This is a genomic window from Moorena sp. SIO3I8 (assembly GCF_010692325.1).
GTDB lineage: Bacteria > Cyanobacteriota > Cyanobacteriia > Cyanobacteriales > Coleofasciculaceae > Moorena.
On the sequence record NZ_JAAHHW010000066.1, the window covers coordinates 25,838 to 37,376 of the forward strand.

The following is an 11,539-nucleotide window of genomic DNA, read 5'->3' on the forward strand; positions in this document are numbered from 1 at the left end:
TAAAGTCTGTCTGGCTTTAGCCTTCGAGGGCGAAGCATTTGTATACAAACTGGAACTGTTAGAGCTACTGTTTAAGCTACATATCCAGGTACAAATACTTCGCCCCTACCGACAATGGGTTTGGGTAGATTTAGCTAGCGTGTTGTCGATACCAGTCGATAGTATTCTTCAACCCCTGCTTAAACTCCATCTCAGCAGTGAAGTTAAACTCCTGCTTGGCTCGTTCAATATCCAGACAACGGCGAGGCTGACCATTGGGTTGATCAGTTTCCCAGACAATTTCTCCCTTAAATTCCATCAATTCGCAAATCAACTCAACTAAATCGCGAATTGAGATTTCATAGCCTGTACCCAAATTAACTGGCTCTGGCTGATTGTAATCCGTGGTAGCCATCACAATACCCCGTGCTGCATCGGTTGAGTAGAGAAACTCACGGGTAGGACTGCCATCACCCCACGCAGGCAATGTCATTTCTCCCTTTTGTTGGGCTTCATAGACTTTACGGATTAGAGCAGGGATTACGTGGGAACTGCTGGGGTCGAAATTATCTTCCGGACCATACAAGTTCACCGGTAACAGATAGATGCCATTGAATCCGTACTGTTGCCGATAGGCTTGTAGCTGGACTAAAAGAGCTTTCTTAGCAACCCCATAAGGGGCATTGGTTTCTTCGGGATAACCATCCCACAGGTTATCCTCTTTAAAGGGTACTGGTGTGAATTTGGGATAGGCACAGATGGTACCAACACAGACAAATTTTTCCACACCAGCTTCATAGGCGGCATGAATTAGCTGAGTACCCATCATTAAATTGTCATAGAATAGCTCAGCTGGCTTTTCTCGATTAAGACCAATGCCACCAACGTGAGCAGCAAGATGAATGATGATATCCTGCTGATCCACAGCTCTTTGACAGTTCTCTAAAGAACGCAGGTCATAATCAAGCGATCGCGGAATAGTAATCTTCTGTGCATCCGCTCCAGCTTTACACAACTGATCCACTACCTGACGTCCTAGAAATCCAGCTCCACCAGTAACTAGAATCCTCTTATTACTAAGATCTAAACTTTCCATTTATTTGTCATCCTTGCCTAGCTTTTGGAGAACTATCACCGTCTGGTGCATCGCAATGCAAGCAGGAATATACTAAGTCATTATTCAACACAAATCCTATCGATCCGGATTTGTGGTTGCTGATGTATTCGCTTGCACCAACGATGCTACCTTCACAGTCAGTCATAGACTAACGGATTAGTCAACCATTGTAGCTACACCTTGACGGATATAGGCTTGATCATTCAACGGTTTAGTACTCTTGCCGTTAGCGCTCGACAGACCCAAAGCTTGTAAATCCGCTTCTACCATTAAGGCTACCAACTCCTCAAAGGTTACAGATGGCTCCCAACCTAGTGCCTTTTTTGCCTTGGTGGGGTCACCAATTAGTATATCTACCTCAGCAGGACGCAAATAACGCTCGTCAAACTCCACATAATTATTCCAATCCAGATTGACATATTTGAAGGCAATCTCTAAAAATTCCTTAACTGAGTGGGTTTCACCAGTCGCTACCACATAATCATCTGGTTTATCTTGCTGGAGCATCAGCCACATGGCCTTGACATAGTCCTTCGCGTAACCCCAGTCTCGCTTAGAATCAAGATTACCCAAGTAGAGTTTTTTCTGCTGACCTCCGACAATTCGGGCAATTGCTCGGGTAATCTTGCGGGTGACAAAGGTTTCCCCTCGACGGGGTGATTCGTGGTTAAACAGTATACCATTGCAGGCAAACATGCCGTAGGATTCACGATAGTTTATAGTTTGCCAGTGAGCATACACCTTAGCACAGGCATAGGGAGAGCGGGGATAAAATGGAGTGGTTTCCTTTTGGGGTATGTCCTGTACCTTGCCAAACATCTCAGAAGAACCAGCTTGATAGAAACGCACGTCGATACCGGTGCGCTGACGATAGTCCCGAATCGCTTCCAAAAGTCGGAGAGTACCCATTCCCACCGAGTCAACGGTATATTCTGGGGAGTCAAAACTGACCCGAACATGGGATTGAGCCCCTAAGTTATAAATTTCCAATGGCTTAACCGCCTCTAAGATCCGGCGTAGGGTCACACCATCAGTCAAATCACCGTAGTGTAAGAAGAACCGTGCGTTTTCATTGTGGGGGTCTACATAGATGTGGTCAATGCGATCTGTGTTGAAGGTGGAGGTCCTTCGGATAATACCGTGAACCTCATAGCCCTTTTCTAGCAACAACTCACTCAAGTAGGAACCGTCTTGACCTGTAATTCCAGTGATTAGCGCTCTCTTTGGTTCCGTCATTTTTTACTTTTCCTGTAACGTAATGTGGGCAATTTTGGTAGATATTGCTTCCCCAGAAAATCTCCCATGCAAACTGGGAAGTTTGCATAGGAGTTAATCATCACCAGCTTAACTCAAAAAATCATTTGTGGCTGTAGTGAATTTACCGTAAATAAACTCTCATCAAAAATTTCACATATTCTCCACAGAAAGTTTAAAATTATATATTCATAGAATTATTGAAATACTAAAATAGTGTTGACATGAATAAATTGTTGGGTTAAAAATTTGCTATTGTGTTTTTGATTTTAAACGATCAGGATATTTTTGTTTTTTTTAAGTTAAATTATGTTTTTTTTCCATGATAAGTAGTCGGACAAAAGTTTTTGGTGCTGTATAAAGTTTTGTAAATAGATCCAAAACCTTTTGGGGTAAAGGTTACACTGATTTTACAGTTTTTGAAACACTACCGTTTATTTATGTCCGACTACTTATAGAGCATATTAGTTTAATAAACGCTTCGCAAATAAGGCAGTATTATTGCCTATATTTCAGTAACAAATATACCATATATGATGGTATATTGAAGGTTTAAAATTGACAAAAATATCTTTTTTTTGCAGGTGATAAGTTCTAAGTTATTATGATTATGTTCAGGTTAATCATAAAGATATATAAGCTCGTAATGAAATAAAATATGGTGTATAGTTTTTTAAACAAAATTAATAATTGATCAAAAATATACCGTTATAGCCTAGATTAAATTCACAAAATACTTAACGTTATTTTTTAAAAAAAAAATTTATTTTAGATAATTGCCAATCATAGATGTCAATAAATTATCTGAACACCACTTTATACGTCATGCAGTTTTACCAGGAATAACGGGACTTTTGCAAGTGTCCGGTCGTTCCGATATTACGTCTTGTCTTGATGCAGTCGCTCATGGCGCATGGGTCTGTGTGCGGAACCTGCGTCCGCACCGCTGTTTGCCCCGTGGAAACCCCCTGTTCCCTTGCTGCATCGCTTTGAAGAAGTGGTACATCTAGATACTTTGTACATGTAAAATTGGTCATTATGGCTAGATTTGAAGATTTTAGTAAAAACTGCCATAGTACTTTTCCAAAAAAAAAGGCGCTGACTAGTAACATCAGTTCGATATAACTAACTTTGTCCAGGAGTCAGGAGTGGGTAAAGGGTAGCATGGGCGCGCCTAGTGGATAAGCACCGTTTAAAGTATCGGTTAAATTTCCTAAAACAATAACAATTTCTATCCTCAGAGAGAGATAATTTTGTTCAACACTTGGGAATATTCACAATAATAATTAGTTAGGGTTATTTTTCTACACTGGAAAAAAAAACTATGGTTATGGAGTTAACTGTTGCCATCCCAACATACAATGGTCAGAAGCGTTTACCAGAAGTCTTAGACCGACTGCGAGACTGTTGCCAGCAAGACCAACTGAACTGGGAAGTTATTGTTATTGACAACAACAGCACTGACGGGACTGCTAAGCTTGTTGAGGCTTATCAAGCCAATTGGCCAACGCAATATCCCTTGAGGTATTGTTTTGAACCGAAACAAGGGGCAGCTTATGCCAGATGCCGTGCCATTCAGGAAGCTACAGGTGAACTAGTGGGCTTCCTAGACGATGACACGATTCCATCAATGTCTTGGATAGCTGCTGCTTACGCCTTTGGCAAATCTCACCCTACTTCTGGTGCTTATGGTAGTCAAATCCATGGTGTTTTTGAAGTCACTCCTCCAGCAAATTTTGATAAACTTGCGCCCTTTTTAGCAATCACTGAACGTGGTTGTGAGCCATTACTTTATGAACCTCACAAAAAATTACTACCACCTTCAGCTGGGTTGGTTGTGCGAAAACAAGCTTGGTTAGAGAGTATGCCCTCTCGGCCTATTTTGACTGGGCGAACTAAGAGCAGTATGTTAACTGGGGAAGATTTAGAGATGCTGTCTCGTATCCAAGCTAAGGGCTGGGAAATATGGTACAATCCTGCTATGGAAATTGAGCACAAAATCCCTAGCTGGCGTCTGAAACGTGAGTATTTAATTCCGTTTTTCCGTGGGATTGGTTTAAGTCGTCATGTGACCCGGATGTTGAGTGTAAAACCTTGGCTAAGACCGTTGGCAACTCTGGCTTACATGACTAACGATTTGCGCAAAATTACCTTTCACTGGCTCAAGCACGGTGGTTCTATCCAGTCGGATTTAATTGCAGCTTGCCAAATGGAGTTGTTTATGAGTAGTCTATGGAGTCCTTTTTACCTCCGTAAACATGGGTATTTTGCTGAGTATGATAACTAGTTATTTGAACTAGTTATTTGAACTAGTTTAAAAGGTTTAACAGGGGGGAGAGGGACGTCATAAATTGGTCATAAATTGGTCATAAATTGTAATATTATAACGCAAATAGGCAACACCTAAAAATGCGATTCTCGCGGCTGTCGCACAAGCGGTTTCTTGTTGCGATTGACCGTAGGCCACGCTACGCGTTTTGCTGCTGACGTGGGATTTTATTCAAATACTCACGCCCCTCACGCAGATCGTCTAGTTCTGATTAGCTTTGATAACTGATCTGAGTAGCGAGGGTGGAGCAACCCCAGTACCTCCTGTTTCTTGTAAGTGAGAGTCAAAGCATCCATAATCCCTTCCAGCCATCCTTGCCGATTTCTAAACAGCCAACGCTGTAGTTCTTTTAGGGGCATGCCAGCCACGGCTTCAGTGGGCAAAGCAGTTATAATTTCGAGAGGGACAATAAAACCAAGAGACACTTCCCCATAGGTAACCATAGGTAATTCAGTTCCTGACTGCCAGCGTGTGCGATCAGAACGTGCCTTGGTGGAAAGTTGGGCAAGGGAAACTTGGTGGTAAAGAAAAGTCATAGTTATAGATTCAATATATTCCCATGCCATACTGGAAAATTCCAGCTGACATCACTAAAACTCAGAATTCCCAGTTAGCCAACACCTGTGACTAAAAACCTGTAACTAACAGAGTTTCTGAACTTAGCAGATGGCACCCTGATCCAAATCTTGGCCTCTTCGCGTCTTTGTGGTTTAACCAAGTTTGGTTTAATTAAAACCCCATTATCCATGCTGCCATTTTTACTAAATTTCACCCTGGCTCAAACGACCCCAGCACCAACACCTCAAGTAGAAATCGTGCAACTCCAAGAAATACGCCCTCTAGCAGGACAACTAGATAATGTACCCGTATTCAACAGCAACAGTCCCGAACTAGTACAGACTGAAGGAATTTTACTGTCCACATTTCCCCCTTCTGACAAAGCCAATCCAGGGGCTCACTTAAACTTTCCATTTCAGGGGCGCTTTGATATCTTTGCCCACCATGTTGCCAAAGCACCCACCCTAGATGATTTGCGCACCCTCTATCTAGGGATTATCCTCCACAATCCGGGCAAAGAAGCAGTAACAGTAGATATTATTGAGGCAGCTAGTTACCTGAGTCAGCCTGATGCACCATTTATCGAATTACCCTCCCAAGTAGATAATTCTTCCGGTAGAGTTTATGCTGGGCCTGGTAGCCGAGTGATGAGTGATATCCTCCGTGGAGGTAGGCAAGACGGATTTCCTGCCCAATTGGTGATTCAGGCTCAGCAAAGCCGCATGTTGCTGAATCTGCCAATTCCAGTGCGAACCTTGACACCACCGATTAATGGTCGCTCAACGTTGATGCGGTTATACAGTGATGGAAAGGTATACGCCGCCAGTCTTGCCAAGTATGCACCTTTAGATACTGATGGGAATGAACGCTCTCCTACTATAGCTCAATGGCAGGATTTATTAGAGCAAGGGGAGTTAGCTGGACCACGCGATCGCGCCCCGACTGATCCGATTGCTACTACTGGTTCAATTATCTACGGTCGAGTGGCAGGAGTAGCCCGAGGCTCTAGATGGCAAGCTCAGTTAGTGGATAATCCTACTGCTCAATCTCTAACTATTCCGCAACCGGGAAAAGCCTTTTCCTACGGACTGAGTACCCTCCATCACGGCAGGTTAGGTACTGGTCAAATTCAGAGTGCGCCGATGTTAGTCCGTTATCCAGATACCGCCTATTTTGCCCATGGTAACTATGGGGTGCAATACAGCCTGACCTTGCCACTGATTAATCCCACCCGGGATACTCAAACGGTCACTCTGGCTCTTGAGACACCGATTAAACAGGATCAAATCCAGGGAGGATTAAGGTTTTTAAAGGCACCAGCTAAGCAAATATTTTTCCGAGGGACAGTGCAATTGAGCTATAAGGATGATCAAGGTTTACCTCGGACGCGCTATGTGCATTTGGTACAACGGCGTGGTGAGCAGGGGGATACCCTAGTGAGGTTGCAGATGCCACCCCTTGAGCAACGGCTGGTGCAAGTCGATTTTCTCTATCCACCAGACTCGACACCCCCCCAAGTTTTAACGGTTCGGACACATCATCAATAGACCTCTTGCATAAGTCTCAACCCAAATGTAAAAAACCTAGCCCTGTGAGGATGGCAAGGTGGGGAGTATGTCACATCAGGTTATATGTATCAATGTAAATTGATATTGTAGTCAATGTAATAAATTCATGAAATGATCAGTTGATTATCTCGAAAGGTAGATAAAATGTTACAATCTAACTTATTAGACTGAAAAAGTCAAACAATGATCAGCGTCTTCCTATGTTGTCCTGTGAGCATCCTGCCTTGCGAGTTCTAGTAGTTGACGACCATGAATTAACTCGATATAGCCTTCAGTTAGCATTTTCGGCTCAGGAGAATATTGAGATAGTTGCTCTTGCTAGTAACGGGAAAGAAGCCATTGATATGGTAGAGTGCCATCGCCCGGATGTTATAGTACTTGATCTACAAATGCCTATGATGGATGGTCTAAGTGCAGCCACCCGGATCAAAAGTCTAGAGCCAGACACTAAAATTATTGCCTACTCTTCAGTAGAAGACCCCCAAATTGAGGTAATGAGCCAAACCGCTCCCGTTGATATCTTCTGTAGGAAAGATGTTGCCACTTCAGATCTAATTAATTTAGTTAGGAAAATGGGGAGTGATAAAGTTAACCGTCTACAACCACTAGCTAAAATCAGCTGAGAAACGAAAACTAGAATAAGGCGCTGCTAAACTAAGGAATTATGCAATTATAGTCGGCTAATTTCCCCATTACCTCATTACCCTCAATTATTCCATTAATCAGCAACGCCAATTTTTTGAGGCATCAGTTAGCCTTTCTATTCGGGGAAAGTACGCTTAAATTCATCGATTAGGTCATCGAGTTCTTCTAGAGCCTGATTAACATCAATTCTGAGGGTACCCAAATCGGGTTGCTCCAGAAGCCGTAGCAAGGATTCCCGTTTACTGGTGATTAAGGTAATTCGCTCCTTAATTTTTTCCAACTCCATTTTTGGCTGTCTCTTATCTACAACTTTATGATAACGATCAAATTTTCCCATAAAAGGGGAAATCAGGTATTTAAGAGAAAGACTGGGTGCAATTATTAATTCGTTCTTACTGACCTAGATTCGGCAATATCGGTCAAGTAAGTAATCAGACTATTGAGTCAATGTAATGATGGGGAGATAGGAGTGGATAAAATTCACCCAAAACCATATATTGGTAATTTTGTCAACTTCTATGACTTGACCACCACTCTAGGATAATAAAACTGGAGTTATTTCTGTTACATAGCTAAATAATGTTACCCCGAACTTCCCTAGGAACTGTAGGTCTAGTCATTGGTGGATTACTGACCGTAATCGGCTTTGTTGCCTACGCTACCGATAATGCCACCCTGAATCTAGTGGGATTCTTTTATGGAATTCCGATTCTACTAGGAGGTCTTGCCCTCAAAGCTGCCGAGTTAAAGCCTGTGGAATTAAGCCAACCAACAATTCCTGAAGTCCTGACGCTGCGAGAGCAAAGCGCCACCCCAATCCAAAACCAGATTCGCAAAGACGTAATGCGATATCGCTATGGTCAAGAAGCCCATCTAGATAGTTCCTTGGAAAGCCTTGGTTTATCTCCTACTGATGAAGAAAGACCTGTGTTGATGGGGTTACGAGAAACTTCGGTGGATGGTGCTTATGCCTTAATTCTCGAATTTGATTCCCCACTAATTCCTTTTGAGACTTGGCTCAAAAAGCAGGAAAAACTGGAAAACTTCTTTGGACCTGGTATTAGAGTAGATTTAACCGAACTTGAAGAAGACCAGGTGGATGTAGCACTAGTGGCAATACCCGAAGAAAGCACCAGCGTGTAAAGACCTTACCTTTAAAGCTCTCCGCTGTTACCTAGACGGGGATTCTCCGTTGAAACAGTCTGTCATATACCGCCCTGTGACGCTGAGCGCCGAGTTGTTGCCTAGACATCGGCGCTCAGCGTTGCTGTTCTGTTGTCGGTATAGTTTTTACAAGCGCACTACATACCATTGTAAATACTCTCCAGGTCCTACATCTAATTCACAGCTGGTCTCCATCAAATACTGTCCTTGCTCCTCCAAAGAAGTCAAATGCTGCAAATCCCTTGGCAAATCATCCTGACGATTTGCCAAGATTGCCATTAACTTTGACTTTAACTCCATTGGAGTCAGAATCACCTCTGGCTGATTAGTTTCTAGAACTACATACCCATCTTCCTGGAACATTATAGAATTAGGCATATCTTAGATCAAATCCACTTTCTTCCTTCGTTTATAATCTTAGGATGTTTGTGATTTTTTGGGTCTTTGTGGTAACTAAAAAACTATTCATTTGCAAACCTATTCCCGTGCCAGCTACAAAACCCTGATCGATATGTTTCTATCTCTCAACTACGAGCCAGCCTTAGAATCCCTCGGATATGACTATTTTGACGAAGTAGCAGCAGCAGAATTTCCTAGGCATATCCTGCGGTTTCGTAACGACCAATTGTTACCCCGTATTGGATTAAATCCCCAAGACACTAACGACCAAGACTTTATCCAAGCTTTCGGTAAATTTCAGGGAGTTCGACCCTTTTTAGCCCTGCGCTACCATGGCTATCAATTTGGTGAATATAACCCTAGACTAGGGGATGGCAGAGGTTTTCTCTATGGTCAAGTAAGAGGTATTGATGGGGAACTTTACGACTTCGGTACCAAAGGCTCTGGCACCACACCCTACTCCCGAACTGCTGATGGTAGACTGACCCTCAAAGGAGGGGTGCGGGAAGTACTTGCAGCTGAAGCGTTGCACCATCTTGGAGTTTTAACCTCCCGCTGTCTGAGCCTGATTGAAACTGGAGAGCAACTGTGGCGAGGTGATGAACCTTCTCCAACTCGCTCATCAGTTATAGTACGTTTTAGCCGTTCCCATATCCGGTTTGGTACCTTTGAGCGACTGCATTACTTTAAGCGTCCGGATTTAATCAAGAAGCTATTAGACCATGTGATTGAGCAGTACTACCCAAGCATAATCCCCCTAAAGGAGGATAAGAAACAGGAGCAGTATGCTCAGTTTTACGCTGAGTTGGTGGAACGAGTGGCTCGATTGGCAGCCCAGTGGATGGCAGCGGGTTTTTGTCACGCTGTCTTAAATACCGACAATATGTCGATTACTGGCGAAAGTTTTGATTATGGACCATTCGCCTTTATCCCCACCTATGACCCTAAGTTTACCGCTGCTTACTTTGACTATTACAGGCGCTACAGTTATGGCAATCAACCTGGAATTTGTCAGTTAAATTTAGAAATGCTTCAGCAACCGTTAGGGATGGTAATGCCAACATCGGAGATGGAAGCAGGTTTAGCCGAGTTTGGGAAACATTATTACCGCAATTATCGGCACTTGATGCTGAATAAACTGGGATTTGAACAGTTGCCAGAGTCGGAAGAGTCAGAGTTATTGAGGTTAACGATTCAGTTCCTGCAAGATACTCAGGTTGGTTATCACGCTTTCTTTGCTGAATTAGCCCAACAGTTTGATAAGAGTTGGCGAGATGATGTTACTCAGATAATGAGCCGAGAATCTTTTTGGGAGTCAGATGCTCAGTATTCCTCCCTAGCAGATTGGCGCAATTTATACCACCACCTTTTACAAAATTTATCAGTTGATCAGCTTAAGGATATGTCAGCACTTTTGCGAGATAAGAATCCGCACACTGCTTTACTCAGACCTGTAATTGAGGCAGTTTGGGAGCCAATTACTCAGGAAGATAATTGGGAGCCGTTTTATGAGTTGATCAGCAAACTACAAGCTAAACAATGAAACAGTGATTAGTTCAAAGCTGAGGCAAGAACCATTTATCTCAATTTAATTTAATTCAAATTAAGATTGTTGACATTTCCATTAACTTCTGGTAATACTCCTGACGGTCTAGGAGATGACACTGGAGCTAATGGTATCTCTAGCAGCGGTCGATTCAGAGCAATCCTGAGGGGTTCTGCTTTTGGCAATGGAGTTGGGTTAGTGGCCATCTGTGGCACTGGTGAGGGTCCATTAGGCACAATCATCGAAACCGCACCGACAAACATGGCAGCAAGGGCAGCACCACCCCAAACAAATTTTCGGCGATTCCGGCGGCGGTCAATTTTTGAGAAAACTTGCTGTGCCAGTTCTTGAGCTGGTTGCTCTGTTGGTGGGACGGGCATGGTTCGGAATGCCTGACGTAGCATCACCAGTCGATTGTATAATCGTTTGGCATCTGGGTCAGTTGCCAATAGCTGCTGCACATCAGAGCGCTCTGCTGATGTTACTTCCCCATCAACGTAGGCACTGATTAATTGAAAGCGATCGCGTTTGAGGGAATCCATATCTTTGGCAGATTCCTGCCCATAAGTGTTATCAGGGTTAAATTTAGAGGTCATTTTCTCATCACCAACGAGTCATCGTAAACTCCCCACACTAGATCTCCCATATTTTTTATATTAAGGGAATAACCAATAAAGGAAATCCGGCGCTTTAGATAAAGATTTGAACAAGCTTGTCTTCTCAAATTATGGGATTTAGATAAAGATATGATTAAGCAAGCCTTGTAAAGATTTGATATATTATTAAGTAACTATACTGATGTTTAGGAATCTAGATAAGCTTGCAGGTGAGATTGCAATCTCGCTCTTGCTCTAGCAATTCTAGACTTAACGGTTCCGAGAGAAGCGCCAGTAATTTCGGCAATTTCTTCATAAGCCATACCTTCGATTTCCCTAAGGATGATGGTAGTACGAAACACTTCTGGCAACTCTGATATTGCC

13 protein-coding genes are annotated in these 11,539 nt (G+C 43.0%); 6 read left to right on the forward strand and 7 right to left on the reverse strand.

Features of this window, described 5'->3' with window-relative positions:
* Positions 1-130: 130 nt before the first annotated feature.
* Together F6K51_RS22540 and gmd are read right to left on the reverse strand one after the other, a co-directional pair.
* Positions 131-1,075 carry a GDP-L-fucose synthase gene (locus F6K51_RS22540; protein ID WP_293024400.1) on the reverse strand — a complete coding sequence of 315 codons (945 nt, stop codon included), beginning with the start codon at positions 1,073-1,075 and terminating at the stop codon, positions 131-133.
* Positions 1,076-1,252: 177 nt separating this feature from the next.
* A complete protein-coding gene (gene gmd, locus F6K51_RS22545) occupies positions 1,253-2,332 on the reverse strand; it encodes a GDP-mannose 4,6-dehydratase (protein WP_293024402.1) in 1,080 nt (359 codons plus the stop codon).
* Between the two features lie 794 nt (positions 2,333-3,126).
* Between gmd and F6K51_RS22550 the strand changes: the two genes are divergently transcribed.
* Positions 3,127-3,360, forward strand: coding sequence for a hypothetical protein (locus F6K51_RS22550; protein WP_293024404.1), 234 nt, complete (start codon positions 3,127-3,129; stop codon positions 3,358-3,360).
* 314 nt (positions 3,361-3,674) lie between these two features.
* Positions 3,675-4,637, forward strand: a complete 963-nt coding sequence (gene hpsE, locus F6K51_RS22555) for a hormogonium polysaccharide biosynthesis glycosyltransferase HpsE (RefSeq protein ID WP_293024406.1) — start codon at positions 3,675-3,677, stop codon at positions 4,635-4,637.
* Between the two features lie 230 nt (positions 4,638-4,867).
* On the opposite strand, the gene F6K51_RS22560 is transcribed toward hpsE, so the two are convergent.
* Positions 4,868-5,215, reverse strand: coding sequence for a hypothetical protein (locus tag F6K51_RS22560; RefSeq protein ID WP_293024408.1), 348 nt, complete (start codon positions 5,213-5,215; stop codon positions 4,868-4,870).
* Positions 5,216-5,425: 210 nt separating this feature from the next.
* Here F6K51_RS22560 and F6K51_RS22565 point away from each other — a divergent pair, with 210 nt between their 5' ends.
* Positions 5,426-6,784 (forward strand): DUF3370 domain-containing protein, encoded by a 1,359-nt coding sequence (locus F6K51_RS22565; RefSeq protein WP_293024410.1) that lies wholly within the window; start codon positions 5,426-5,428, stop codon positions 6,782-6,784.
* 245 nt (positions 6,785-7,029) lie between these two features.
* The gene (locus tag F6K51_RS22570) at positions 7,030-7,428 is read left to right on the forward strand and encodes a response regulator transcription factor (protein ID WP_293024412.1); all 399 of its coding nucleotides are present in this window, start codon (positions 7,030-7,032) and stop codon (positions 7,426-7,428) included.
* A 137-nt stretch (positions 7,429-7,565) separates the two neighbouring features.
* Here the strand turns inward: F6K51_RS22570 and F6K51_RS22575 are convergent, their stop codons facing one another.
* On the reverse strand, positions 7,566-7,787 hold the full coding sequence (locus F6K51_RS22575; RefSeq protein WP_293024428.1) for a hypothetical protein: 222 nt from the start codon (positions 7,785-7,787) through the stop codon (positions 7,566-7,568).
* 242 nt (positions 7,788-8,029) lie between these two features.
* Between F6K51_RS22575 and F6K51_RS22580 the strand changes: the two genes are divergently transcribed.
* Positions 8,030-8,593: a DUF2854 domain-containing protein gene (locus tag F6K51_RS22580; RefSeq protein ID WP_293024414.1), complete on the forward strand. Its 564-nt coding sequence runs from the start codon at positions 8,030-8,032 to the stop codon at positions 8,591-8,593.
* A gap of 147 nt (positions 8,594-8,740) precedes the next feature.
* On the opposite strand, the gene F6K51_RS22585 is transcribed toward F6K51_RS22580, so the two are convergent.
* Positions 8,741-8,992 (reverse strand): chlororespiratory reduction protein 7, encoded by a 252-nt coding sequence (locus F6K51_RS22585; protein WP_044495296.1) that lies wholly within the window; start codon positions 8,990-8,992, stop codon positions 8,741-8,743.
* 124 nt (positions 8,993-9,116) lie between these two features.
* On the opposite strand from F6K51_RS22585, the gene F6K51_RS22590 reads away from it, so the two are divergent.
* On the forward strand, positions 9,117-10,556 hold the full coding sequence (locus tag F6K51_RS22590) for a YdiU family protein (RefSeq protein ID WP_365940075.1): 1,440 nt from the start codon (positions 9,117-9,119) through the stop codon (positions 10,554-10,556).
* A gap of 50 nt (positions 10,557-10,606) precedes the next feature.
* On the opposite strand, the gene F6K51_RS22595 is transcribed toward F6K51_RS22590, so the two are convergent.
* Entirely contained in the window at positions 10,607-11,155 is a 549-nt protein-coding gene (locus F6K51_RS22595; RefSeq protein ID WP_293024420.1) for a Fis family transcriptional regulator, read from the reverse strand.
* Between the two features lie 206 nt (positions 11,156-11,361).
* The coding region (locus F6K51_RS22600; protein WP_293024424.1) for a sigma factor-like helix-turn-helix DNA-binding protein at positions 11,362-11,539 on the reverse strand (178 nt) is incomplete at its 5' end.